The sequence below is a fragment of the Methylobacterium sp. E-005 genome (assembly GCF_022829725.1).
Taxonomy (GTDB): domain Bacteria; phylum Pseudomonadota; class Alphaproteobacteria; order Rhizobiales; family Beijerinckiaceae; genus Methylobacterium.
The window spans coordinates 33,845-57,560 of the sequence record NZ_JAKSYG010000086.1; the positions used below are offsets into that span (position 1 = coordinate 33,845).

Consider the following 23,716-nt stretch of genomic DNA (forward strand, 5'->3'; position numbering starts at 1 on the left):
ACCAGCAGGAGGAAACAAGAATGGCTCAAGGACGCGTCGCCCTCGTCACGGGCGGCACCCGCGGTATCGGCGCGGCGATCTCGAAGCGGCTGAAGGACAAGGGCTACAAGGTGGCCGCCAACTACGCCGGCAACGACGAGGCCGCCAACGCCTTCAAGGCCGAGACCGGCATCCCGGTCTTCAAGTTCGACGTGGGTGATTTCGCGAGCTGCGAGGCCGGGATCAAGGCGATCGAGGCGGAAGTCGGCCCGATCGACATCCTCGTCAACAATGCCGGCATCACCCGGGATGGCGCCTTTCACAAGATGAGCTTCGAGAAGTGGCAGGCGGTCATCAAGACCAACCTCGACTCGATGTTCACCTGTACGCGGCCGCTGATCGAGGGCATGCGCAGCCGCAACTTCGGCCGCATCATCATCATCTCGTCGATCAACGGCCAGAAGGGCCAGGCCGGCCAGACCAACTACTCGGCCGCCAAGGCCGGCGTGATCGGCTTCGCCAAGGCGCTTGCGCAGGAGAGCGCCTCGAAGGGCATCACGGTCAACGTGGTGGCGCCGGGCTACATCGCAACCGAGATGGTGATGGCGGTGGCGGAGGAGATCCGCAACAAGATCATCTCCACGATCCCGACCGGACGGTTGGGCGAGGCCGACGAGATCGCGCACGCCGTCGAATATCTCGCGAGCGATGAGGCCGGTTTCGTGAACGGCTCGACGCTGACCATCAACGGCGGCCAGCACTTCGTCTGATCGCAGTCTGCTCGCAAACGGGCGCGCCGGACTCGGGCCGGCGTGCCCGTTTTTGTTTGCCGCGGGGCGGCCCCCGTGGATCCCGGCGCCCGACTCGATTTGGGCCTTTGCGCCGGTATAGCCCATGGCGAGCGCGGTGCGTCAGGACGGCCGGACGTTGGCCGATATCCTCGCCCCAACCGTCGTCGTATTTCAGTCCGCGCGCCCGCACGGGAAGCCGGCGGTCCCGAAATCCTATTCTGTGGCGGCATTGAATTCCGATATGGATTCTATGCCGGTAATTCAGTTCTTTTAGTATCTAGTTATTTGCGAATTGCTGTTGAATGCGACTGCGATAGCAGATCTCCGCGTTGGGATGCGCCGCGCCTTGACGCACGTGTGCATTGCACGCACTCATGGAAGGGATTGTTCACGTGCTCTGGGGCACGAACAACCCGGACGTGTCCGTATAGGTCTCGTTCCGTCGCGCCGCGGATGTTTGCGCCGACAGTAGAACGAGGGCGCGAGGACCATGATCCATCGACGGTTCGGTAAATGCAGCGTTCAGCGTCTTCGCGAAAACGGTGCATCGTCTGCGCCGTGTTGCGCTAAGGCTGGTGACCTGCATGGCCGGCGGCTGCCGGTCGCCGCGAAGATTGCCCTGGCAGCGGCCTGCACCCTGGGCCTCGCGGCCTGCGTCACCCCCCAGGAGCGGTACGCGATGGATCAGAACCAGTGCTACGCCTTCGGGTTCGAGCCCGGGACCGATGCCTTCGCGCAGTGCATGATGGGGCTCCACCAGGATCGTGCGGCCGCCGAGGCCGCGCGCAACCGGTACTGGCAGGCCCAGCGCGCCGAGCAGAACCGGCGCCGTGAGGCGCAGCAGGACCTCTACAAGGTGATGAGCCTGCAGCGGAGCGGCGATCCGCGCTTCCCGGTCTGCGGCGCATCTTATGAAGGCGGCATGGATCACCGGACCATGACTTGGTTCGGCCCCAGCTGCCGCGCCCGCTGATCCGGATCGAAGGAGGTTCCCATGTCTGACGTGACGACGCGCGGCCCGGCCAACCCGAGCCGGATCATCTTCGTGGCGACGGCCCTGATCGGCGTCGCGGTCGGGTTCGGCACCGCCGACATCCGCTGGTTCACGTTGGCCGTCATCGCCTCGGCCGCCCTGCTCTGCACGGGCTACGGTCTGATCCGGCGCCGGCTTGGCTGGAAGCCACTGAACGTCGAGTACCTCGTCGATCTCATGCGGGTGATCAGCCCCCCCTGACGCGGCACGAGACGCGGCCCGGGCGGGCGACCCTCCGGCCGACCCGGGCGGCGCAGGTCCGAGACGACCGCGCGGTGCCTCATCCCCGTTCCCGCTCGCTTGCCCCGCTCCGGAGGCCACCATGACGCTCGCCCTGATCATCGCCGGCATTCTCCTCGTCAACGTCCTGATGGCCGGCCTATTCTCCCTCGTCGCCCTCTGGGCCGACTGAACAGCGGCGGCGCTTCTCCGTGTCGGCGTGATGTCCTGTCATCGTGGCCGGGGCGCAGACCCCGGCCACGCCACCGCGACATCTCGCCGACTCGGATCCCCGTGTGGTAGCGGCCCCCCATGAGTGGTTCCGCATCGACGTCGTCCCCACCCGTAAGCCGCTCCGCCGCAACCCTGGCGGGCTTCGGCGCGATCGCGCTATGGTCGCTGCTGGCCCTGTTCACGGCGGCCTCGGGCGCCGTGCCGCCCTTCCAGCTCGCCGCCATGACGTTCCTGCTCGGCGGCCTCTGCGGCTGCCTCGTCTGGATCGCGCGCCCGGCCCGCGCCCGGGCACTGATCCAGCGCTGGCCGGTCTGGCTGCTCGGGGTCGGCGGCCTGTTCGGCTATCATGCGCTCTACTTCAGCGCGCTGCGCCTCGCGCCGCCGGCCGAGGCCGGGCTGATCAACTACCTCTGGCCGCTCCTGATCGTGCTGTTCTCCGCGCGGCTGCCGGGATCGGGCGGCCTGCGCCCGGGCCACGTCGCCGGCGCGCTTCTGGGCCTTGCCGGCGTCGCCGTCCTGTTCGTCGGACGGGGTTGATCTCGGCTTCCCGGCCGGGGCGCTGCCGGGCTACGCGGCCTCCTTCGCGGCGGCCTTCGTGTGGGCCGGCTACTCGGTGCTCTCCGCCCGGGTCGGGCAGGTGCCGACCGATGCGGTCGCGGGCTTCTGCCTCGCCACGGCCGCGCTGAGCCTCCTCTGCCATCTGGCCTTCGAGACGACGATCTGGCCGGCCGACGCGACGCAATGGGGGGCCGTGCTGCTGCTCGGGCTGGGGCCGGTCGGGGCCGCGTTCTATCTCTGGGATATCGGCTGCAAGCGCGGCGACGTCCGGCTGCTTGGCGTCACCGCCTACGCGGCCCCGGTCCTCTCGACGCTGATCCTGGTCGCGACCGGCTATGCCAGCCCGGGGCCGGCCCTTGCGTTCGCCTGCCTGCTGATCGTGGCCGGCGCGCTCACGGCGGTGCGGGCCTCGCGGGCGGCACCCAGGGCGGTTTAAACGCGCGGCGTCGGCCGCCAGTCCGGTGGCGCCATCTCGAAACCCGTGAACTCGAAGCCCGGCGAGACCGTGCAGCCCACGAGCGTCCAAGCCCCGAGGCTCGTGGCGGTCTGCCAGTGTCCCGCCGGCACCACGCATTGCGGGCGTTGACCGGCGGCCAAGTCCGGACCGAGATGTCGGGCTTCCGCGTCGTGCCCGTTCGGACTCGTGGTGATCACCAGCGGCGCGCCCGCGTGCCAGTGCCAGATCTCCGTGGCGTCGACCCGGTGCCAAGCCGAGACCTCCCCAAGGTCGAGCAGGAAGTAGATCGCCGTGCCGACCGAGCGCCCGTCGACGGTGCGCGGATCGCGAAACGTCTCCCGGTAGTGGCCACCCTCGGGATGGGGCTTCAAACCCAGGGTCGCAATCACCTCGGCTGCCTTCATGTCCGTTCCCCGCGGCTGGCCCCATGCGCTGGCCCCACATGCGGGCCCATGCGCTTGCCGCCACTTGGCGCCGATGCTACCGGCCGAAAACCCTCAAGGTCTGAGAAAAATGCCGAGCCCGACCGTACGTCTCCACCGCGGTGACCTGCCCGCCGATTACGATGCGGGCCGGGCGGTGGCCATCGACACCGAGACGCTCGGCCTCAACCCCCACCGCGACCGGCTCTGCGTGGTGCAGATCTCCACCGGCGACGGCACCGCCGACGTGGTGCAGATCCCGCAAGGTGGCCCGGAGCCCGTGGTGCTCAAGCGCGTCCTGGCGGATCCTGGGGTATTGAAGATTTTCCACTTCGCGCGCTTCGATGTGGCGGTGCTCTACAAGGCCTTCGGGGTGATGCCGCAGCCGGTCTACTGCACCAAGATCGCCTCGAAGCTCGCCCGCACCTATACCGACCGCCACGGGCTCAAGGACGTGGTGCGCGAACTCGTCGGCGTCGACCTGTCGAAGCAGCAGCAATCCTCGGACTGGGGCGCCGAGAGCCTGTCGCAGGCGCAGCTCGATTACGCGGCCTCGGACGTGCTCCACCTCCATGCGGCCCGCCACCGGCTCGACGCGATGCTCGCCCGGGAGGGCCGCACCGCCCTTGCGCAGGCCTGCTTCGCCTTCCTGCCGACCCGCGCCCGCCTCGACCTCGACGGGTGGCCGGAGGTCGATATTTTTGCGCATAGCTGAGGATCCGGCGTCGGAAAGCCGGACCGTCAGGTCAGCGTCCGGGGGCCGGATGGCGTCGTGATCCGGGCGGTCCAGCGCGGGCCATCGCCCTGCACGACCGCCGGAGGGTCAGCCAGCCCGAGTGCGGCCTGACGCTGCCGCACGGCGTCCGGATCCGGATGCGTCAGGACGAGCGCATCGAGCCGCGCTCCGAAATCGGGCATCGACCGGGCGGGATTGCCGCTCTGTCCCCAGTCCATCACGCAGGGCGCGGCGCCGTCCGCTGGCCATGCTCCGTCCGGGCGCAGGCCGAAGCGCCACGACAGGGCGCCGCGGGTCATCGTTGCGGCTTGCCCGAGCAGACCTGAATGGATGGCGAGCACGCCGTCGAGATCGTCTGTGCGGGCGACGAAGCCGCGCAGCCGCCGGCCTGACTCCCAGTCCGCGCGGACCTGCGCCGGGTCGCTCAGGCCGAACCAGCGGGCGACGAGTGGAGCAGGCGCCTCGGGATCGACGGCGATCACCTCTAGGAACGTTGCATCGCCGAGGCGCAGCAGGTGGTTGCGAGTGCCCATCTCGCGGTGGCGCCCGCCCTCGGGCATCGTGAGAATCAGACAATCGCGGACATGCGCCACGCCCTCCGCGAGATCGGGCGCGACGACGACGAGGTGATCGAGGATGACCATAGATTAATCAGCCACTACGAACGATGGAATTCTCAATGCGAAAGGGAAAAAAGTCCAGATTTGCCATCAGCCATCCCATTTCTCGTATCCTCAGCAGCAGCGATTCTTTGCCGGTTTCAGGGTCAGCGTTATAATCTGTTTCGCACCCGTTTGAGGAAGGCTCTCAGTTCAGCGCCATCATAGAACGCGATATCGGCGGATGATGACCACCATAACTTTCGCAAATCTTCGTCCGAAAATTCATTCGCGGTAATGATATCGAGATAATCTCGCAGCTTCATGCGTTCTGATTTATCCTTGAATGGAGATAGGACAGTATCGATCATTTCATCTTCACTCGATACATCATCAAGAAGATCTTGGTAAAACTGTGATGTACAATCTATGAATTCTGCCGATTTTTTCATCTCAGTCGCTTTCCTTAAAAGGAAATGCCGTGCGGATGCGAAATCCACGCGGGGAAGTGGGGTCATGTCTCAATTCAATGCCAACACTGTGTGTATCTCGCATGTAAAGGACGCCTTCGTCCGTACTATAGGCCTCACGTCCTGTTTTCTGATTAAAAGATTTATTATGAATTTGCGATCATCCAATCCAGAGGCGACGCGATCGACAGTTTCCTTATTGGACTCGATCGTTTGATTCACCAAATCGTTTGCCTATTCAATAGAGCTAAAACTTCCTGCGCGCCGTAGCCCTCCATGCGCGATCCATGAACGCCATTGCGATTTTTTCACACGTTCGAATAGTTCGTCATCTGACTTGCCGACGTGCCTTCCTAGGGTATGTCCTCCTCTTCCTTCCTCAGTTTTAAGATCAACTGAGTATTTCCGATCATCGTCGTTGCTGACGAATATGAGACGGACATCGTCGCTTGTTGTGTATTCTTCGGAGCCGTTCTCACTGGTCCACTGGCCGCCGTTCGGTTGACCAGCCGGCACGCGGGGTTGACCGGGGTTGTAGGCGTGAAGAATGAGGCCGAGGCGAAGCAGCTTTATTTCAACACGCAAAGCCGCTAGCTGCCACCGCGACCGAGCGACAACGATCTCATTCGCGACCATGGGTCACCCCGCCTATGAACGCATCCTTCATAGGCTAATAATCTTATTTTTCAAGATCGTTCATGCTTTGTTCGACGGCAGAGGGGCTGAAGCATGGGCGCTTCCCATCCCCTTCACCTGAAAAGGGCCGGGCATCGCGCCCGGCCCCACTCACCTCACAGCGAGTAGTACTGCACGAACTCGATCGGGTGCGGGGTCATCTCGTAGCGCAGCACCTCGGTCATCTTCAGCTCGATGAACGAGTCGATCTGATCGTCCGAGAACACGCCGCCCTCCTTGAGGAAGGCCCGGTCCTTGTCGAGGCTGGCGAGCGCCTCGCGGAGCGAACCGCACACGGTCGGGATCTTCTTCAGCTCCCGCGGGGGCAGCTCGTAGAGATCCTTGTCCATGGCCGGGCCCGGGTCGATCTTGTTGCGGATGCCGTCGAGGCCGGCCATCAGCAGCGCCGAGAAGGCGAGGTAGGGGTTGGCCATCGGGTCCGGGAAGCGGACCTCGACGCGCTTGGCCTTCGGGCTCTTGGTCCACGGGATGCGGCAGGAGGCCGAGCGGTTGCGGGCCGAGTAGGCGAGCAGCACCGGCGCCTCGTAGCCCGGCACCAGGCGCTTGTACGAGTTGGTCGACGGGTTGGTGAAGGCGTTGAGCGCCTTGGCGTGGCGGATGATGCCGCCGATGTACCAGAGGCATTCCTGGCTAAGGCCGGCATACTTGTCGCCGGCGAAGACGGGCTGGCCGTCCTTCCAGATCGACTGGTGGACGTGCATCCCTGAGCCGTTGTCGCCGTAGACGGGCTTGGGCATGAACGTCGCCGACTTGCCGTAGCTCTGCGCCACGTTGTGGATGCAGTACTTGTAGATCTGCATGTGGTCGGCGAGCAGGGTCAGCGTGTCGAACTTCATGCCGAGCTCGTGCTGGGCCGAGGCCACCTCGTGGTGGTGCTTCTCGACCTTCACGCCCATGGACTGCATGGCCGCCAGCATCTCGCCGCGCATGTCCTGCGCCGAATCCTGCGGCGGGACCGGGAAGTAGCCGCCCTTGGTCTGAACCCGGTGGCCGAGGTTGCCGCCCTCGTAATCGGTGAAGCCGTTGGTCGGCAGCTCGGTGGAGTCGAGCTCGAAGCCGGTGCGGTACGGGTCGGCGCCGAACTTCACGTCGTCGAACACGAAGAACTCGGCCTCGGGGCCGACATAGATCGTGTCGCCGATGCCGGTCTGCTGCAGGTAGGCCTCGGCGCGCTTGGCGGTGCCGCGGGGGTCGCGGCCGTAGGGCTCGCCGGTCGCCGGCTCCAGCACGTCGCAGACGATCGACATCGTTGCGGCCGAGAAGAACGGATCCAGGGTGGCGGTGGCCGGATCCGGCATCAGCAGCATGTCGGACTCGTTGATCGCCTTCCAGCCAGCGATCGAGGAGCCGTCGAACATCGTGCCCTCGTCGAAGATCTCCTCATCGATGAGCGACACGTCGAACGTGACATGCTGCCACTTGCCGCGCGGGTCGGTGAACCGGAAGTCCACGTAGCGCACGTCGTTGTCCCGGATCGTCTTCAGCACCTCGGCTGCAGTCGTCATCGTGGGCATCCTCCAGGGATCGCTCGAAAAACGCGCTCGCGGCGCGCCCGCTCTCGGTCGGGCCGCACCAGTGAGCGGCGCTTGATATCCGTCACGGGCGCGTGTTGCCACCCGCAGAGCGTGGGAATCCGCGCGGCGGTGGGACGATCGGCAGCGGATGGTGAGCGGCTCTCGAATCCGTGATCGGCAGAATCGGCGCCGGATGGACCAGAACGGATCGTCGGCGGATCCTCTGGCACACTCCATGCAAAGGCGGCAGCGGCCGTCTGAGAGGCGGCAAGCCGTTCGCGTTGCCCAGGGGGTACCCCGGTCGCGCATCGATACGGACGAGAGAACCGGAATGACCAAATATAAGCTCGAGTACATATGGCTCGACGGGTACACGCCGACCCCGAATCTCCGCGGTAAGACGCAGATCAAGGAATTCGACAGCTTCCCGACCCTGGAGCAGCTCCCGATGTGGGGCTTCGACGGCTCGTCCACGAAGCAGGCCGAGGGCGGCAGCTCCGACTGCATGCTGAAGCCCGTGCGCCACTTCCCCGACCCGGCCCGCAAGAACGGCGTGCTGGTGATGTGCGAGGTGATGATGCCGGACGGCACCACCCCGCACGAGTCCAACAAGCGCGCCACCATCCTGGACGATCCGGGTGCGTGGTTCGGCTTCGAGCAGGAGTACTTCCTGTACAAGGACGGCCGGCCGCTCGGCTTTCCGACCTCCGGCTACCCGGCGCCGCAGGGCCCGTACTACACCGGCGTCGGCTACTCGAATGTCGGCGACGTGGCCCGCAAGATCGTCGAGGAGCATCTCGACCTCTGCCTCGACGCCGGCATCAACCACGAGGGCATCAACGCCGAGGTGGCTAAGGGCCAGTGGGAATTCCAGATCTTCGGCAAGGGCTCCAAGAAGGCCGCCGACGAGATGTGGATGGCCCGTTACCTCCTGCAGCGCCTCTGCGAGAAGTACGGCATCGACGTCGAGTACCATTGCAAGCCGCTCGGCGACACCGACTGGAACGGCTCGGGCATGCACTGCAACTTCTCGACCGCGTTCATGCGCGAGCACGGCGGGAAGGCGTACTTCGAGAAGCTCATGGAGGCGTTCAAGAACGCCCGCGAGGACCACATCGCCGTCTACGGCCCGGACAACCACATGCGGCTGACCGGCAAGCACGAGACCGCCTCGATCCACGAATTCTCGTACGGCGTGGCCGACCGCGGCGCCTCGATCCGCGTGCCGCACTCCTTCGTCAACAACGGCTACAAGGGCTACCTTGAGGACCGCCGCCCGAACTCCCAGGGCGACCCCTACCAGATCGCCTCGCAGGTGCTGAAGACGATCTCTTCCGTGCCGACCGAGGCCGCTGCAGCCGCGTAAGACGTGGATTGACGCCGAGACAACGAAGCCGGGCCTTTGGGTCCGGCTTTTTTGTTCGTCGGCCGAAGGGGGCAGGGGCGCGTGGATCGCGGGCGCGAAACGCCCTCTCACCAGATCATCCTGAGGTGCCAGAGCGTAGCGGACGCCTCGCAGGAGCCCTCCAGATGGCGCTGCGGTTCCTGGCCCCTCCTGCGAGGCTGCGTCGCAGCACCTCAGGATGAGGGGTAAGATGGATCGATGCTGCGCCGCCAGTCTCGCCGGTCAGGACCGGCGTGGGCGCTCATCCTCGCGGATCGCGGCCTCGTGGTACCACGCGCCGCCCCCGAAGCTCGGGACACAAGCGGGCTTCGGCTCCACGGCCACACGTGGCGTGGCCCGGGCGCGGCGGAACGCGGATAGATCGTAGATCTTGGCGGGTCCGTGCGAGTCCATGACGGCCATCGCGTATCCTCCTGCATCGAGTCCAAGCAGCCGATCCCATCGACTGTTCCCGTGCATGTGGGATGCGGATGCCGGCGCTCCATGGTGAAACGCGCCGTTGCCAGACATTCGTGCAGAGCGAAAACTTAGGCAGGGCCCGTGGAGGCTGCGGGCCCCGCGGGACAAGAGGATCAGATCGCGTCGGTCCCGGTCTCACCGGTGCGGATCCGGATCGCTTCCTCGATCGTGGACACGAAGATCTTGCCATCGCCGATGCGGCCGGTCTGAGCCGACTTGCGGATGGCCTCGACGGCGCCCTCAACCAGCGCGTCCGAGAGGACGATCTCGAGCTTCACCTTCGGCAGGAAATCGACCACGTATTCGGCGCCCCGATAGAGCTCCGTGTGGCCCTTCTGGCGGCCGAAGCCCTTCGCCTCGATGACGGTGATGCCCTGGAGGCCGACCTCCTGGAGCGCCTCCTTCACCTCGTCGAGCTTGAAAGGCTTGATGATCGCTTCGATCTTCTTCATGCCGCCCGGGCCCGCGTTGCAATGTCGAGTATTTCTAACATCCCCGTGACGGGTCCGCCATGCCGATTTCTCGGCGTCCCCGTCCAGAATGCCTTATCTCTGCGCGACGTTTGCGCATTTTGTGGGCAATTTTCGGCAGGATGTCGAACCTTTCATCATTTCTGGTCGGCGCGCAGGCAGCGATGGAGACGACGATGCGGTTGCTGACGGTGGCGGCCATGAGACGGGTCGATGCCGCGGCGATCGCCGGCGGAATTTCGGGCTTCACCCTCATGGAGACGGCCGGTGCTGCGGTGGCGGCCCGGGCGCGCGCGCGGCTGCCGAAGGGCGGGCGGGCCCTCGTACTGTGCGGTCCCGGCAACAATGGTGGCGACGGCTTCGTGGCCGCGCGCCGTCTGGCGGAGGATGGCTACGCGGTGGACCTATGGCTGCTCGGCGATCGTGCCGCGCTCAAAGGTGATGCGGCCCTGGCCGCAGAGACCTGGTCCGGGCCGGTCGGCCAAGTCCCCGTCGGGGCACTTCCGCCCTGCGATCTCGTGATCGATGCGCTGTTCGGGGCCGGTCTGTCGCGTGACCTCGATGGTGATGCTCGTGCGCTGGTCGAGGCCGTGAACGCGGGCGGATGTCCCGTCCTCGCGGTCGACGTGCCGAGCGGTCTCCACGGCGATACCGGTACCGTCCGAGGCGTGGCGATCCAAGCGATCGAGACCGTGACCTTCGTGACGCTGAAGCCCGGCCATCTGCTTCAGCCGGGGCGAAGCCTGTGCGGCCAACTGACCGTAGCGGAGATCGGCACGGGACCGGCGGCCCTGGAGACGGGCTTGGCCGCCTGTGGTGCGCCGCTCTACCGGAACGGTCCGGACCTCTGGGCGACTGGGTTTCCACGTCTCACCGGCGCCAGCCATAAATATACCCGCGGCCACACCCTGGTGCTGTCGGGGCCCGCCACCAAGACCGGCGCCGCGCGACTGGCGGCCCGGGGAGCCCTGCGGGTCGGTGCCGGTCTCGTGACGATCGCCTCACCGGCCAGCGCGGTGGCCGAGAACGCCGCCCATCTCACGGCGATCATGCTGCGCCCCTGCGAGACCGCCGACGATCTCGACGACCTGCTCACCGACGAGCGCCTGAACGTGGTGTTGGCCGGCCCCGGACTGGGCACCGGCGAGCCGACCCGGGAGCGTGTCGCGGTGGCGGCCGCTGCCGGACGGGGCCTCGTCCTCGACGCCGACGCCCTGACGAGCTTTTCCGGGCAGGCGCGACTCCTCGCCGCGCATCTGGCCGACGGGGATGCGCGGGCTGTGCTCACGCCGCATGCCGGCGAGTTCGCGCGGCTGTTCGACGGCACGGAGGCGATGGCCGGTGGGGCCGACAAGGTTGCCCGGACGCGCGCCGCTGCCGCCTTGACCGGCGCGGTCGTGGTCTACAAGGGCGCCGATACGGTGATCGCCGACCCGGACGGGCGGGTGGTGATCAACGATCACGGCAGCCCCTATCTCGGCACCGCCGGGTCGGGTGACGTCCTCAGCGGCCTGATCGCGGGCCTGCTGGCCCAGGGCATGCCGCCCTTCGAGGCCGCCGCCGCCGGCGTCTGGCTGCACGGCGATGCCGGCCTGCGCCACGGGCCCGGCCTCATCGCCGAAGACATTCCGGACCTGATGCCCGCCGTGCTCGGTGGCTTGGCCGAAGCCGGCCTCACGTAACCTCGAACATCGTCCAGAGCCCGGTGTCGAACCGCTCCAGCACCGTGGCGCTGATCAGCCAGCGCCCGGGATTGTCGGCCAGGAAGCCGATGCGGGCGGTTCGGCCCTCCAGCAACTGGAAGGTGTCAAGCCAGTAGGGCTCCCAACCATCATCCAGGGGGTGAAGGAGGCGGAAGCAGTGCCCGTGCAGGTGCAGCGCCTGCGGGAAGGCAGTCTCGTTGCGCAGGGCCAGCACCACGACCTGGCCCCGCTTCACCGAGAAGACCGGCTGGAGGCTGGTGGTGCCGCTGACGCCGTTCACCGACCAGATCTTTTGCGGGTCGCCGGTATAGACCGGATCGGAATTCGGCTTGTCCTTCGGCACGAAGGCCCCGCCGGTGATCACGATGTCGCGGCGCATGGCGTTCTGGAGCTTGATCTCGGCCGGCAGGCGCTTGTTCTCGCCGATCGGGCCGATCGGCGGCCGCTTCTCGGTGATCCTGGCGCCCTTGGTGACCACGCTGGCGAGCGTCAGGCCCTTGCCGATCAGGGCCTGGATCGCGCAGGTGGCGCCTTCCTCCTCCGGCAGATCGACCATCAGGTCGTAGCGCGTGCCGGGCGGAAAGGGCAGGGTAGCCCGCAGCGGCTCGAACGTGTCGGTCGGCTGCCCGTCGACGGCCACCACGTAGACCTTCACCCCATCGAACTTGATGCGCGTCGCCCGGGCGTTGCAGGCATTGCCCAGCCGCAGGCGGACCCGGGAGCCAGGGCGAGCCTCGACGGTGTCGGGCACCGGACAGCCGTTGACGGTGACGAGGTTGCCGAGGCGGCCGTGGGTCGCAGCGAGCGGCACCTGCCCGAACGGCATCAGCGTGCCGTCGTCCTCAATCCGCCAGTCCTGCAGGACCACGCAGAGATCCGCGTCGACGACTGGCGGATTCGTCTCCTCGACGACCAGCATGCCGGCGAGCCCGCGGCCCGAGGGCTCACTGGCGCCGCCAACCACCAGGGGGCGGATCAGGTAGGAGCCGGCATCGGGCGGCGTGAACGCGTGGAGGAAATCGCCGCCCGGCGGGATCGGCGCCTGGGTCACCCCGCCGACGCCGTCCATGGCGTTGATGATCCGCACCCCGTGCCAGTGCAACGACAGGGGCTTGTCGGTCCGGTTCTCGACCTTGAGGCGCACCGGCTGCCCGAGTCTCACCCGGATCGTGGGGGGCAGCGCCCTCCCGTCGAAGCACCAGACCGGGGTCTCGGGCGCGGGCTCCGGTCGGAAACGCGCCTTGCCGGGGGCCGCCCGAAGGGCAGGGGCCTCTGCCGGTGCGGCTCCCGGTCCTGCGGGCGCAGGGGTCTCAGCCTGCCCGCGTTCGGGCGCGAGACCGAACGCGGCTGCGGCCGCGAGCAGGGTCCTGCGCGACGGCGCGCCGACCTGCGAATCGGTCGGCGGCACGGGGCGGGCTGGCGGCATGAGATCTCGGCTGCTTGTCGCGACGGACCCGCTCCATAGCGGGGCGGCGGCCCCGGCGCCACAGGACAAGTTTTTTGCTGCGGCCCCGCCGGCCCATGCTATAGGGCCCGCTTCCGGCGGCCGGCGATGCGCCGGATGTCGGCGCGCGGGCGTGGCGGAACTGGTAGACGCGCTGGATTTAGGTTCCAGTGTCGCAAGACGTGGGGGTTCGAGCCCCTCCGCCCGCACCAGGACCTTTCCTGAGGGTGCGGTCCCGGTGGACCGCCCCGATCCCGTACCCGACATCTCGGCATCCCGGATCGCGCGAACACGACGCCGGCCCGGTCGGCGAAACCAGGTTTTTTTGAAGAGCGACGACGACGATGCAGGTGACCGAGATCAACGCCCAGGGTCTGAAGCGCGAGTTTCAGGTTTTTCTGGCCGCCCAGGAACTCGAAGAGCGCCTGACCACCGAGCTGTCCGGCATGAAGGACAAGGTGCAGCTGAAGGGCTTCCGCCCCGGCAAGGTGCCGGTCGCGCACCTGCGCAAGGTCTATGGCCGCTCCGTGATGGCCGAGGTGGTGCAGAACGCCGTCAACGAGGCCAACCGCAAGATCGTGAGCGATAACGGCCTCAAGCTGGCCCTGGAGCCGCAGGTCGAGTTCCCGAGCGATCAGGCCGAGGTCGAGAAGGCGCTCGACGCCAAGGGTGACCTCGCCTTCAAGGTCGCTCTGGAGGTGATGCCGAGCTTCGAGCTCGCCGATCTCTCCGATGTCAGCCTGACCAAGCAGGTTGCCAAGCCCTCCGATCAGGAGGTTGACGAGGCGCTGGAACGCATGGCCGGCCAGGGCCGTCCGTTCGCCGAGCGGGAGGAGGGCGCTGAGGCCCAGAGCGGCGACCGCGTCACCATCGACTTCGTCGGCCGGATCGACGGTGAGGAGTTCCAGGGCGGCAAGGGTGAGGGCATCGATCTGGAGCTCGGCTCCGGCTCGTTCATCCCGGGCTTCGAGGACCAGCTCGTCGGCGCCAAGGTCGGTGACAAGCGCCTCGTGAAGGTGACCTTCCCGGCCGAGTACGGCGCCGAGCAGCTCGCCGGCAAGGACGCCGAGTTCGACGTGACCGTCACGAAGATTCAGGCCCCGGGTGACGCCAAGGTCGACGACGAGTTCGCCAAGTCCATGGGCATGGAGTCGCTGGAGAAGCTCCGCGAGGCCGTGGCCGAGGCGATCGGCCGGGACTACGAGACGGCCTCGCGCCGCCGCCTCAAGAAGGACCTCCTCGACGCGCTCGACACGAAGTACGCGTTCGAGCTGCCCCCCTCCCTGGTGGCGCAGGAATTCGCCGCCGTGTGGGCCCAGGTCGAGCAGGACCTGAAGACCCGGGGCAAGACCTTCGCGGATGAGGACACCACTGAGGAGAAGGCCCAGGCCGAGTACCGGACGATCGCCGAGCGCCGGGTCCGGCTCGGACTCGTGCTTGCGCAGGTCGGCGAGAGCGCCGATATCAAGGTCTCGGATGACGAGGTGAACCAGGCCCTCATCGCCCGGGTCCGGCAGTTCCCGGGCCAGGAGCAGCAGGTCTGGGACTTCTACCGGAAGAATGCGCAGGCGCTCGCGGAACTCCGCGCGCCTCTGTTCGAGGAAAAGGTGGTTGACCACGTCCTCGGGCAGATCAAACTCGTCGAGGAGCCCGTCTCGAAAGAGGCGCTTTTCGCAGACGATGATGACGACGACACGACCGGCGGAAAGCCGGCAGACAAGGCCGGGGCCAAGGACGAGACGTCCGACGCCAAGGCCGACTGAGTCCCGCCCTGTCCGAGGACGGCGGGCAAGGATTAGGCGATGGTTAAGCATCGCCGGTGTTCGCTGACATGTCCGGGGCTGCCCTGATTCGCGGCAGCCCCGGACCTCACTCTGGGCAGGACGAGATGAGAGATCCGATCGACGTCTACAACAATGCGCTCGTGCCGATGGTCGTCGAGCAATCGAGCCGTGGCGAGCGCGCCTTCGACATCTACTCCCGCCTGCTGCGCGAGCGGATCATCTTCCTGACCGGTCCCGTGGAGGATTACGGCGCGTCGCTGATCGTGGCGCAGCTGCTGTTCCTCGAGGCGGAGAACCCGAAGAAGGAGATCTCCTTCTACATCAACTCCCCCGGCGGCGTGGTCACCTCCGGCCTGTCGATTTACGACACGATGCAGTTCATCCGCTGCCCGGTGACGACGCTCTGCGTCGGCCAGGCCGCCTCGATGGGCTCGCTGCTGCTCACCGCCGGCGAGCCCGGCCACCGCTTCGCCCTGCCGAACGCCCGGATCATGGTCCACCAGCCGTCGGGCGGCTTCCAGGGGCAGGCGACCGACATCCTGATCCACGCCCGCGAGATCGAGGCGCTGAAGCGGCGCCTGAACGAGATCTACGTGAAGCACACGGGCCGTGAGTACGACGCGATTCACACGGCGCTGGAGCGCGACAACTTCATGACCGCCGACGCGGCCAAGGAGTTCGGACTCATCGACGAGGTGATCGAGAAGCGTCCGGAGCCGGCGGCCGCCTGATCGGACCTCGTCCCCGGACAGCCGCGGCGCGGCCTTGATCCCGCCGCGGCAGCGTGCTTGCATCCAAGATCGGGTCTACGGTCAAAGACGCGCAGCACACTGTTTCTTTAGGCAGGCCCCCTTATTTTGACAGGATGCGCATTCGCCCCTAGCCGGCCGCGGATGCGAGGAATCGGAGACCGATATGAGCAAGACTGGCGGCAACGACTCCAAGAGCACGCTGTATTGCTCGTTCTGCGGCAAGAGCCAGCATGAGGTCCGCAAGCTGATCGCCGGTCCGACGGTGTTCATCTGCGACGAGTGCGTCGAGCTGTGCATGGACATCATCCGTGAGGAGTCGAAATCCTCGCTGGTGAAGAGCCGCGACGGCGTGCCGACCCCGAAGGAAATCCGTCGTGTCCTCGACGATTACGTCATCGGCCAGGATTTCGCCAAGAAAGTCCTCTCGGTCGCGGTGCACAACCACTACAAGCGGCTCGCGCACGCGACGAAGCACAACGACGTCGAGCTGGCCAAGTCCAACATCATGCTGATCGGGCCGACCGGCTCGGGCAAGACGCTGCTCGCACAGACGCTCGCCCGGATCCTGGACGTGCCGTTCACCATGGCGGACGCCACGACCCTCACCGAGGCCGGCTATGTCGGTGAGGACGTCGAGAACATCATCCTGAAGCTGCTCCAGGCCTCGGATTACAACGTCGAGCGGGCCCAGCGTGGCATCGTCTACATCGACGAAATCGACAAGATTTCGCGCAAGTCCGACAACCCGTCGATCACCCGCGACGTGTCGGGCGAGGGCGTGCAGCAGGCGCTCCTGAAGATCATGGAGGGCACGGTCGCCTCCGTCCCGCCGCAGGGCGGCCGGAAGCACCCGCAGCAGGAATTCCTGCAGGTCGACACCACCAATATCCTGTTCATCTGCGGCGGCGCCTTCGCGGGGCTGGAGCGGATCATCTCCCAGCGCGGCAAGGGCACCTCGATCGGCTTCGGCGCGACCGTGCAGGCCCCGGACGACCGCCGCACTGGCGAGATCTTCCGCTCGGTCGAGCCGGAGGATCTGCTGAAGTTCGGTCTCATCCCCGAGTTCGTCGGACGTCTGCCGGTCCTGGCGACGCTGGAGGACCTCGACGAGGCGGCGCTGAAGAAGATCCTGCAGGAGCCGAAGAACGCCCTGGTCAAGCAGTACCAGCGGCTGTTCGAGATGGAGAACGTCGACCTGACCTTCCAGGACGACGCTCTGTCGCTCGTCGCCCGCAAGGCGATCGAGCGCAAGACTGGCGCCCGCGGCCTGCGCTCCATCCTGGAGACGATCCTGCTCGACACGATGTACGACCTGCCGGGCCTGGAATCCGTGGAGCAGGTCGTGATCGGTCCCGAGGTGGTCGAGGGCAAGTCGCGCCCGCTCTACATCCACGGCGACCGCAACAAGGAAGCACCCGCCAGCGTCAGTGCGTAAGCGCCTGACAGGGTTGTCTTAAACGCCCGGCTCAGGCTGGGCGTGCTGCGGGGAACATCTTGAAAACGCTGCGCCCCGCAGCCACCTCAGGCTCAGCGCGGTGGCCGCACGCTCCTTCGAGGTCCGGTCCGCGTTACCAGCCGCAAAGTCCCAAAACGTCCCGACCCTCGCGGCCCGGTCGGCCCCTGGCTGTAGGCGTGCTCCATACACGGAGGCGGCGAACCCGGGCGTCCTGAGAGGAAGTCAGCATGTCACAGTCGAAATCGCGCCAGCCGGTGGTCCCGGGTTCGACGGGCACCTACGCCGTTCTCCCCCTGCGCGACATCGTCGTCTTCCCGCACATGATCGTGCCCCTCTTCGTGGGCCGCGAGAAGTCGATCCGCGCCCTTGAGGAGGCCGTTCGCACCGATCGCCACATCCTGCTCGCCACCCAGATCAATGCGGGCGACGACGATCCGGCGACCGATGCCATCTACAAGATCGGCACCCTCGCCTCCGTGCTTCAGCTCCTGAAGCTGCCTGACGGCACCGTGAAGGTGCTGGTCGAGGGCGTCGGTCGCGCGAAGGTCACGGGCTTCACCCGCTCGGACGAGTATTACGAAGCCACCGCCGAAGCCCTGCATGACGAGCTCGGCGACCAGGTCGAGGCCGAGGCGCTCGCGCGCTCCGTGCTCTCGGAGTTCGAGAATTACGTCAAGCTGAACAAGAAGATCTCGCCCGAGGTCGTCTCCGCCGTGACCCAGATCGACGAGCCGTCCAAGCTCGCTGACACGATCGGCTCGCACCTCCTCGTCAAGATCTCCGACAAGCAGGGTATCCTCGAGACCCCCACGGTGGCGCAGCGCCTCGAGCGCGTGCTGTCGCTGATGGAGAGCGAGATCTCCGTGCTTCAGGTGGAGAAGCGCATCCGGACCCGCGTCAAGCGGCAGATGGAGAAGACCCAACGCGAGTACTACCTGAACGAGCAGATGAAGGCGATCCAGAAGGAGTTGGGCGACTCCGAGGATGGCCGCGACGAGCTGGCCGAGCTGGAAGAGAAGATCGAGAAGACCAAGTTCACCAAGGAAGCCCGCGACAAGGCGACGGCCGAGCTGAAGAAGCTGCGCCAGATGTCGCCGATGTCGGCCGAAGCGACCGTCGTGCGCAACTACCTCGACTGGATGCTCGGCATCCCGTGGGGCAAGCGCTCGAAGATCAAGAAGGATCTGCTCGGCGCCCAGGCCCTGCTCGACGACGATCATTTCGGGTTGGACAAGGTCAAGGAGCGGATCGTCGAGTACCTCGCCGTGCAGCAGCGTGCGAACAAGCTCACCGGCCCGATCCTGTGCCTCGTCGGTCCCCCCGGCGTCGGCAAGACCTCGCTCGGCAAGTCCATCGCCAAGGCGACGGGTCGCGAGTTCGTGCGCATGTCGCTCGGCGGCGTGCGGGACGAGGCCGAGATCCGGGGTCACCGTCGGACCTATATCGGCTCGATGCCCGGCAAGATCGTGCAGTCGATGCGCAAGGCCAAGACTTCGAACCCGCTCATCCTGCTCGACGAGATCGACAAGATGGGCATGGATTTCCGCGGCGATCCGTCGGCGGCGCTCCTCGAGGTGCTCGACCCTGAGCAGAACAGCACCTTCAACGACCACTACCTGGAGGTGGATTACGACCTCTCGAACGTGATGTTCGTGACCACGGCCAACACCCTCAACATCCCGGGCCCGCTCATGGACCGGATGGAGGTGATCCGCATCGCCGGATACACCGAGGAGGAGAAGGTCGAGATCGCGCGCAAGCACCTGATCCCGAATGCCCTGAAGAAGCATGGCCTCGGGACGCACGAGTGGTCGATCGACGACGACGGCTTGATGATGCTGGTCCGCCGCTACACGCGGGAAGCCGGCGTTCGCAACCTGGAGCGTGAGCTGTCCAACCTGATCCGGAAGGCTGTTAAGGAGATCCTGATCACCAAGACCAAGTCGGTCGCGGTGACCATCGAGACCCTCCCGGTCTTCCTCGGCCCGCCGAAGTTCCGCTACGGCGAGATCGACGCGGACGATCAGGTCGGCGTGGTGACGGGTCTGGCCTGGACCGAGGTCGGCGGCGAGTTGCTGACGATCGAGGGCGTCATGATGCCCGGCAAGGGCAAGATGACGGTCACCGGCAACTTGAAGGACGTGATGAAGGAGTCGATCTCGGCGGCGGCGAGCTACGTCCGCTCCCGGGCCATCGATTTCGGGATCGAGCCGCCGCTGTTCGACCGGCGCGACATCCACGTTCACGTTCCGGAGGGGGCGACCCCGAAGGACGGTCCGTCAGCCGGCATCGCCATGGCCACCGCGATCATCTCGACGCTGACCGGGATCCCGGTTCGCCGCGAGGTCGCGATGACCGGCGAGGTGACGCTCCGCGGCCGGGTCCTGCCGATCGGCGGCCTGAAGGAGAAACTGCTCGCTGCGCTCCGCGGCGGTATCAAGACGGTGCTGATCCCCGAGGAAAACGCCAAGGACATCGCCGAGGTGCCCGACAGCGTGAAGAATGGGCTGGAGATCATCCCGGTGTCCCGGATGGATCAGGTGCTGGAGAAGGCTCTGGTCCGCCAGCCGGTGGCGATCGAGTGGGAAGAGCCACTGCCCGTGGCCAAGCCTGCCCGGACGGAAGAGGACGGTGCGGCCTTCGTGGCGCACTGAACCGCACAGTCAATGTGTTCATGACAGAAAAGCCCCCGGGGATCGTCCCCGGGGGCTTTTTCGTGCGGGAAGGTTCGATGCGTATTCTGCTGATCAATCCAAACACCAGCGCCACGGTGACCGATCTGGTCGCCGGGCATGTCCGGGCTCAGTTGGGTGATCAGGTTGAGCTGCGTCCCGTCACGGGGCGTTTCGGGGCGCGCTACATCGCGTGCCGCAGCGCCGCGGCGATTGCGGGCCACGCTGCCCTTGAGGCGCTGGCCGAGCACGAAGACGGATGCGACGCCGTCTTTCTCGCCTGCTTCGGCGATCCAGGCTTGTTCGCTCTGCGCGATATCGCGCAAGTTCCAGTGATCGGGATGGCCGAGGCCGCCTGCCTCGAGGCGGCCGCCGGAGGCCCGTTCGGGATTGTCACCGGCGGCGCCGCCTGGGAGCCAATGCTACGCGAATTCGTCAGCGCACTGGGCCTCACCGAACACCTCGCCGCCATTCGCACCGTCGCGCCCCGAGCGGCGGCGAGATCGCCCGCCATCCTGACACCGCGCTGGACGCACTGACCCAGGCCTGCTGTTCCTGCGTCGAGGCCGGTGCCACCCGCGTCATTCTGGGCGGAGCGGGCCTCGCGGGACTTGCATCACGCTTGGCGCCGCGTGTTCCACGGCCGCTAATCTGCTCGGTCGAGGCCGGAACCCGGGCTGTCCTGATGGCACTCCGCGGAGGTTCTTCGCGTCGAACAGCTCCGACACCCGTCGAAACCATCGGTCTCACGCCGGTCCTGGCGACACGGCTGGCTTGCGCCCGATAGCGTTCCTGGCACGTCAGGTAGGCGAGGAGGCGTCAGATCTTGCGCCAGCCGGGCTCGATGCCGTAACGGTCAGGCACGGGCGGTTAGCTCAGTTGGTAGAGCGTCTCCTTTACACGGAGAGGGTCGGGGGTTCGAGTCCCTCACCGCCCACCAAGGCCCACAACGATCCACCGTGGTTAGCCCCAGGGTCGCTTGTTTCGCTACCGGCGTCTCAATCCGGGGCTCACCGCATCGCGGATTCACCTCGGCGGATCGTCAAGGCGTACAGTGTCAATGATCGCGGCCGACATTGATCGCGCTCGGGGCTCCTCAGCGTCACGACAGACCGCGCGAGGACATCGCCGGTCCGTAGTGACACGCTGCTCGGATTGGAGGATCACTTAGTTTCTCGCGGCACGATACCGGGCGATGCGACGGATTGTTCGAGACCAGAGCGTGTCTGGAAGCCAGTAGACACTGATGGCGATCCGGAAACCGGCCATCACCAGAAGCAGCATGTAGGCTGCCGCATTCAGAAGGGCCCCTGGGGGCACGTCTGGCTCGACCCGGTCGTACCAAAGCGGGTCGACCAGTTTCTCCGGATCGTCCTCGTTCACGGGTGACAACCTCCTCACCGCGGAGCCAAGACGCGGTACCACGTGTTAGCAAATCATTTACCACCCTGGTTGTCACGAATCGGGACAGGATTATCCCTGGATTTGAACAGGCTGCGCGAACCTTCACGCAGCTGGGACGGTTTGCGGACGGCGACTGGCGCGCTCGTGACCCCCGCCGTCCAGCGCGCGGTCAGCACAGCCTCCCTAAAGCGTGCCGCATCCATGGCCGCCGTATCGCTTGTCGAATGCGATCTCGATGAACGGAATGGGCCGCACGTTTCGATGTTATGGTTCAGCCTGCCGAGCGCTCGCCTACGCCGAGCCAATCGGACGCTTTGACACCGCCACGAGCAGCGTCGCCATGGTCATCTAGCTCAATCGATGAGGGGGCTCAGCTTTTCCCTTTTGGGTTACGCACGTCTACACCGCCCGCGGCCCTCCCTCACGGCAGATGCGTTTGAGGCTGACTGCCAGTCCGCTGTGGCTAAGATCGCAAGATGCATCGCTGCGTATCAGGACCAACGGCATAGGCTCCTCGATGACTGAAGCGTCCAGCGGGAGGTGCCTATAATAGCCGTCTCAAAAGGCTCGGACCTGGAAACACTGCTCTGCGCTTCAATGGTGCCTGCAACCGCAGGCTTCAACACCTTTAACGGGCTCCCGACTGAAACGGTGTTGCATAAGTGTCTTGAAGCCGATCCTTTCTTAACCAACCCAACCGACAAGCCACCCAATCTCAATTTCATCACATGGGCCGTCCGCGCTGCTGAGAACGCCAGAGAGATCTCGCATAGAGTGAGTTGGCGGGGTGTTATGCACGCCGACGCGATGGCGAACGAACACACCACTTTTCGGCCTATCAGGAACGCTGCCAGCAGTTTAGAGCAGTGGGAAACCTCTCAACATAGTTTATAGCTGCCTATGATGCCCCCTGTCCGCCGCCGATCAAACGATTTGTTCGAACTTCATTCTGTCAAATAGGCCAAGCTCTGAACGTCTGAACGGTGTTGATCACGCGCCACCGGTACATCCGGTGCGTGTCGAGAGAGTACGCAAGCGACACCGTGGGAAGCGGTTCACGCGAAGGAAAGCGTTTTATGAAGGTTGCGATTGTACACTATTGGCTTGTCGGAATGCGAGGTGGGGAGAAAGTCGTCGAAGCCCTGTGTAACCTCTATCCGGATGCCGATATCTTTACACACGTATATGCGCCGGACGCTATATCGCCAAGTATTAATGCCCACCGAATTCAGACATCCTTTATTAGTAAGTTGCCTCGCGCAACACTAAAATATAAATCCTACCTGCCGCTAATGCCGATGGCATTGGAGCAACTCGACTTGCGCGGGTACGACCTGATCATAAGCAGCGAGTCTGGTCCTGCGAAGGGGATCATTCCGCCCTCCGACGCGACCCATATTTGCTACTGCCACTCACCGATGCGATATATCTGGAATATGTACCATGATTATCGGGCGAGAACAGGTCTGCTGACGCGCATGATGATGCCACCCCTGGCCCACTATGTCAGGAACTGGGACGCAATTTCAGCAGATCGCGTACACGAATTCGTCGCGAATTCGGCCACAGTCGCGCGACGGATCCAGACGTATTATCATCGGCCAGCGACAGTCATTCACCCCCCGGTCGATACACAGGCTTTCGAAAGGGTTCCTCACGCGGAGATCGGCGACTATCACCTGATGGTCGGAGAACTCGTCCGGTACAAACGACCGGAGCTGGCAATCGAAGCGTTCAACCGAATGCGCAAGCCGCTCGTTGTCATCGGTGGCGGTGAGATGCTCCGGGAGCTACGGGGCCTGGCTGGCCCCCACGTGACGATGCTCGGTCCGCAACCCTTTAGTGTGCTGAAGCACCATTATGCCAGGTGTCGCGCCTTGATTTTCCCGGGGGAGGAGGATTTCGGCATCGTTCCATTGGAGGCTATGGCGAGCGGGCGACCAGTCGTCGCTTATGGTAAGGGCGGCGTTGTTGAGACGGTTATCGACGGGGTGACAGGCATTTTCTTTCATGAGCAATCCATCGAGGCATTGATCGACGCAGTCCAACGATGCGAAGCGTTGATGCCGGATCCGGATCAGCTCGTGCGCCGCGCCGCTGAGTTCGGTGTTGACCGCTTCTCAGAGGAAATCAGCCAGTTCATCAAAACGGCTTTGGAAGGTCGAGTGGCTCACAACCAAGCCCCGCGTAGGAATGATTCTACGCATTCGTTCAATGACTCGGCCCGGTGATTTTCACCATCCAGATCGCCCGGATCCGACGTGTTGTCCGCCGCCTCAGGGGATTAAGGAATGTATGAAGGTCTTGCGTCCATCCATCCGATGATCCTCTGCGGGGGGACGGGGACGCGCCTGTGGCCGGCCTCGCGCGAGAGCATGCCGAAGCAGTTCGCCAAGCTGGTGGACGCGAAGGTCTCGACCTTCCAGGCCAGCCTGGAGCGCGTTGCCGACGCGGGCGTG

At 65.4% G+C, this 23,716-nt stretch carries 21 protein-coding genes, 2 tRNA genes and 2 pseudogenes; 16 read left to right on the forward strand and 9 right to left on the reverse strand.

Annotated elements, in window-relative coordinates; all coding sequences use genetic code 11:
• Positions 1-20: 20 nt before the first annotated feature.
• The 4 genes and pseudogenes from phbB to MKK88_RS09825 all read left to right on the forward strand — a co-directional run bounded on the left by phbB (position 21) and on the right by MKK88_RS09825 (position 3,250).
• Positions 21-749, forward strand: a complete 729-nt coding sequence (gene phbB / locus MKK88_RS09810; protein ID WP_243999165.1) for an acetoacetyl-CoA reductase — start codon at positions 21-23, stop codon at positions 747-749.
• Positions 750-1,449: 700 nt separating this feature from the next.
• Positions 1,450-1,743 (forward strand): hypothetical protein, encoded by a 294-nt coding sequence (locus MKK88_RS09815; protein ID WP_243999167.1) that lies wholly within the window; start codon positions 1,450-1,452, stop codon positions 1,741-1,743.
• Positions 1,744-1,764: 21 nt separating this feature from the next.
• Positions 1,765-2,004, forward strand: a complete 240-nt coding sequence (locus tag MKK88_RS09820) for a hypothetical protein (protein WP_243999169.1) — start codon at positions 1,765-1,767, stop codon at positions 2,002-2,004.
• 330 nt (positions 2,005-2,334) lie between these two features.
• A pseudogene (locus MKK88_RS09825) lies at positions 2,335-3,250 on the forward strand (DMT family transporter).
• On the opposite strand, the gene MKK88_RS09830 reads toward MKK88_RS09825, so the two are convergent.
• Entirely contained in the window at positions 3,247-3,675 is a 429-nt protein-coding gene (locus MKK88_RS09830) for a cupin domain-containing protein (RefSeq protein WP_243999171.1), read from the reverse strand. The pseudogene MKK88_RS09825 and the gene MKK88_RS09830 sit on opposite strands and share 4 nt — an antisense overlap.
• Positions 3,676-3,784: 109 nt before the next feature.
• On the opposite strand from MKK88_RS09830, the gene MKK88_RS09835 reads away from it, so the two are divergent.
• Positions 3,785-4,408 (forward strand): ribonuclease D, encoded by a 624-nt coding sequence (locus tag MKK88_RS09835; RefSeq protein ID WP_243999173.1) that lies wholly within the window; start codon positions 3,785-3,787, stop codon positions 4,406-4,408.
• A gap of 26 nt (positions 4,409-4,434) precedes the next feature.
• Here MKK88_RS09835 and MKK88_RS09840 read toward each other — a convergent pair whose 3' ends face one another.
• The 4 genes from MKK88_RS09840 to glnA all read right to left on the reverse strand — a co-directional run bounded on the left by MKK88_RS09840 (position 4,435) and on the right by glnA (position 7,699).
• Complete coding sequence (locus MKK88_RS09840; RefSeq protein WP_243999175.1) at positions 4,435-5,073, reverse strand: VOC family protein; 639 nt, start codon at positions 5,071-5,073, stop codon at positions 4,435-4,437.
• A 128-nt stretch (positions 5,074-5,201) separates the two neighbouring features.
• Positions 5,202-5,546: a hypothetical protein gene (locus MKK88_RS09845; protein WP_243999177.1), complete on the reverse strand. Its 345-nt coding sequence runs from the start codon at positions 5,544-5,546 to the stop codon at positions 5,202-5,204.
• A gap of 186 nt (positions 5,547-5,732) precedes the next feature.
• On the reverse strand, positions 5,733-6,134 hold the full coding sequence (locus tag MKK88_RS09850) for a hypothetical protein (protein ID WP_243999179.1): 402 nt from the start codon (positions 6,132-6,134) through the stop codon (positions 5,733-5,735).
• A gap of 155 nt (positions 6,135-6,289) precedes the next feature.
• Positions 6,290-7,699, reverse strand: coding sequence for a type I glutamate--ammonia ligase (gene glnA / locus MKK88_RS09855; RefSeq protein ID WP_243999181.1), 1,410 nt, complete (start codon positions 7,697-7,699; stop codon positions 6,290-6,292).
• Between the two features lie 340 nt (positions 7,700-8,039).
• Here glnA and MKK88_RS09860 point away from each other — a divergent pair, with 340 nt between their 5' ends.
• Positions 8,040-9,074, forward strand: coding sequence for a glutamine synthetase beta-grasp domain-containing protein (locus MKK88_RS09860; RefSeq protein ID WP_243999183.1), 1,035 nt, complete (start codon positions 8,040-8,042; stop codon positions 9,072-9,074).
• A gap of 261 nt (positions 9,075-9,335) precedes the next feature.
• Here the strand turns inward: MKK88_RS09860 and MKK88_RS09865 are convergent, their stop codons facing one another.
• Together MKK88_RS09865 and MKK88_RS09870 are read right to left on the reverse strand one after the other, a co-directional pair.
• On the reverse strand, positions 9,336-9,515 hold the full coding sequence (locus MKK88_RS09865; RefSeq protein WP_243999185.1) for a DUF2735 domain-containing protein: 180 nt from the start codon (positions 9,513-9,515) through the stop codon (positions 9,336-9,338).
• Positions 9,516-9,685: 170 nt separating this feature from the next.
• Positions 9,686-10,024 carry a P-II family nitrogen regulator gene (locus MKK88_RS09870; protein ID WP_003600526.1) on the reverse strand — a complete coding sequence of 113 codons (339 nt, stop codon included), beginning with the start codon at positions 10,022-10,024 and terminating at the stop codon, positions 9,686-9,688.
• Between the two features lie 194 nt (positions 10,025-10,218).
• On the opposite strand from MKK88_RS09870, the gene MKK88_RS09875 reads away from it, so the two are divergent.
• Positions 10,219-11,724: an NAD(P)H-hydrate dehydratase gene (locus MKK88_RS09875; RefSeq protein ID WP_243999187.1), complete on the forward strand. Its 1,506-nt coding sequence runs from the start codon at positions 10,219-10,221 to the stop codon at positions 11,722-11,724.
• Here the strand turns inward: MKK88_RS09875 and MKK88_RS09880 are convergent.
• Positions 11,717-13,171: a multicopper oxidase family protein gene (locus MKK88_RS09880; RefSeq protein WP_243999189.1), complete on the reverse strand. Its 1,455-nt coding sequence runs from the start codon at positions 13,169-13,171 to the stop codon at positions 11,717-11,719. The genes MKK88_RS09875 and MKK88_RS09880 overlap by 8 nt on opposite strands.
• Before the next feature lie 145 nt (positions 13,172-13,316).
• Between MKK88_RS09880 and MKK88_RS09885 the strand changes: the two genes are divergently transcribed.
• The 7 genes and pseudogenes from MKK88_RS09885 to MKK88_RS09915 all read left to right on the forward strand — a co-directional run bounded on the left by MKK88_RS09885 (position 13,317) and on the right by MKK88_RS09915 (position 20,793).
• A tRNA-Leu gene (locus MKK88_RS09885) sits at positions 13,317-13,401 on the forward strand.
• A gap of 132 nt (positions 13,402-13,533) precedes the next feature.
• Positions 13,534-14,952 carry a trigger factor gene (gene tig, locus MKK88_RS09890; protein ID WP_243999191.1) on the forward strand — a complete coding sequence of 473 codons (1,419 nt, stop codon included), beginning with the start codon at positions 13,534-13,536 and terminating at the stop codon, positions 14,950-14,952.
• A 125-nt stretch (positions 14,953-15,077) separates the two neighbouring features.
• A complete protein-coding gene (locus MKK88_RS09895) occupies positions 15,078-15,704 on the forward strand; it encodes an ATP-dependent Clp protease proteolytic subunit (RefSeq protein ID WP_243918202.1) in 627 nt (208 codons plus the stop codon).
• A gap of 184 nt (positions 15,705-15,888) precedes the next feature.
• Positions 15,889-17,160 (forward strand): ATP-dependent Clp protease ATP-binding subunit ClpX, encoded by a 1,272-nt coding sequence (gene clpX, locus MKK88_RS09900; RefSeq protein WP_043385521.1) that lies wholly within the window; start codon positions 15,889-15,891, stop codon positions 17,158-17,160.
• A 248-nt stretch (positions 17,161-17,408) separates the two neighbouring features.
• Positions 17,409-19,835, forward strand: a complete 2,427-nt coding sequence (lon, locus tag MKK88_RS09905; protein ID WP_243999193.1) for an endopeptidase La — start codon at positions 17,409-17,411, stop codon at positions 19,833-19,835.
• 20 nt (positions 19,836-19,855) lie between these two features.
• Positions 19,856-20,640, forward strand: a pseudogene (locus MKK88_RS09910) (aspartate/glutamate racemase family protein).
• Between the two features lie 77 nt (positions 20,641-20,717).
• Positions 20,718-20,793 (forward strand) — tRNA-Val (locus MKK88_RS09915).
• A 227-nt stretch (positions 20,794-21,020) separates the two neighbouring features.
• Here the strand turns inward: MKK88_RS09915 and MKK88_RS09920 are convergent.
• Complete coding sequence (locus tag MKK88_RS09920) at positions 21,021-21,236, reverse strand: hypothetical protein (protein ID WP_243999195.1); 216 nt, start codon at positions 21,234-21,236, stop codon at positions 21,021-21,023.
• A 1,097-nt stretch (positions 21,237-22,333) separates the two neighbouring features.
• Here MKK88_RS09920 and MKK88_RS09925 point away from each other — a divergent pair.
• Entirely contained in the window at positions 22,334-23,488 is a 1,155-nt protein-coding gene (locus tag MKK88_RS09925; RefSeq protein ID WP_243999197.1) for a glycosyltransferase, read from the forward strand.
• Between the two features lie 60 nt (positions 23,489-23,548).
• Positions 23,549-23,716, forward strand: a 168-nt coding sequence (locus MKK88_RS09930) for a sugar phosphate nucleotidyltransferase (protein ID WP_243999204.1), incomplete at its 3' end; no start/stop codon positions are given.

Excerpts from the sequence above, each read along its gene's own strand:
- phbB (WP_243999165.1), top strand. The coding sequence starts at position 21 with ATGGCTCAAGGACGCGTCGCCCTCGTCACGGGCGGCACCCGCGGTATC.
- MKK88_RS09815 (WP_243999167.1), top strand. The coding sequence starts at position 1,450 with ATGGATCAGAACCAGTGCTACGCCTTCGGGTTCGAGCCCGGGACCGAT.
- MKK88_RS09820 (WP_243999169.1), top strand. The coding sequence starts at position 1,765 with ATGTCTGACGTGACGACGCGCGGCCCGGCCAACCCGAGCCGGATCATC.
- MKK88_RS09830 (WP_243999171.1), bottom strand. The coding sequence starts at position 3,675 with ATGAAGGCAGCCGAGGTGATTGCGACCCTGGGTTTGAAGCCCCATCCC.
- MKK88_RS09835 (WP_243999173.1), top strand. The coding sequence starts at position 3,785 with ATGCCGAGCCCGACCGTACGTCTCCACCGCGGTGACCTGCCCGCCGAT.
- MKK88_RS09840 (WP_243999175.1), bottom strand. The coding sequence starts at position 5,073 with ATGGTCATCCTCGATCACCTCGTCGTCGTCGCGCCCGATCTCGCGGAG.
- MKK88_RS09845 (WP_243999177.1), bottom strand. The coding sequence starts at position 5,546 with ATGACCCCACTTCCCCGCGTGGATTTCGCATCCGCACGGCATTTCCTT.
- MKK88_RS09850 (WP_243999179.1), bottom strand. The coding sequence starts at position 6,134 with ATGGTCGCGAATGAGATCGTTGTCGCTCGGTCGCGGTGGCAGCTAGCG.
- glnA (WP_243999181.1), bottom strand. The coding sequence starts at position 7,699 with ATGACGACTGCAGCCGAGGTGCTGAAGACGATCCGGGACAACGACGTG.
- MKK88_RS09860 (WP_243999183.1), top strand. The coding sequence starts at position 8,040 with ATGACCAAATATAAGCTCGAGTACATATGGCTCGACGGGTACACGCCG.
- MKK88_RS09865 (WP_243999185.1), bottom strand. The coding sequence starts at position 9,515 with ATGGCCGTCATGGACTCGCACGGACCCGCCAAGATCTACGATCTATCC.
- MKK88_RS09870 (WP_003600526.1), bottom strand. The coding sequence starts at position 10,024 with ATGAAGAAGATCGAAGCGATCATCAAGCCTTTCAAGCTCGACGAGGTG.
- MKK88_RS09875 (WP_243999187.1), top strand. The coding sequence starts at position 10,219 with ATGCGGTTGCTGACGGTGGCGGCCATGAGACGGGTCGATGCCGCGGCG.
- MKK88_RS09880 (WP_243999189.1), bottom strand. The coding sequence starts at position 13,171 with ATGCCGCCAGCCCGCCCCGTGCCGCCGACCGATTCGCAGGTCGGCGCG.
- tig (WP_243999191.1), top strand. The coding sequence starts at position 13,534 with ATGCAGGTGACCGAGATCAACGCCCAGGGTCTGAAGCGCGAGTTTCAG.
- MKK88_RS09895 (WP_243918202.1), top strand. The coding sequence starts at position 15,078 with ATGAGAGATCCGATCGACGTCTACAACAATGCGCTCGTGCCGATGGTC.
- clpX (WP_043385521.1), top strand. The coding sequence starts at position 15,889 with ATGAGCAAGACTGGCGGCAACGACTCCAAGAGCACGCTGTATTGCTCG.
- lon (WP_243999193.1), top strand. The coding sequence starts at position 17,409 with ATGTCACAGTCGAAATCGCGCCAGCCGGTGGTCCCGGGTTCGACGGGC.
- MKK88_RS09925 (WP_243999197.1), top strand. The coding sequence starts at position 22,334 with ATGAAGGTTGCGATTGTACACTATTGGCTTGTCGGAATGCGAGGTGGG.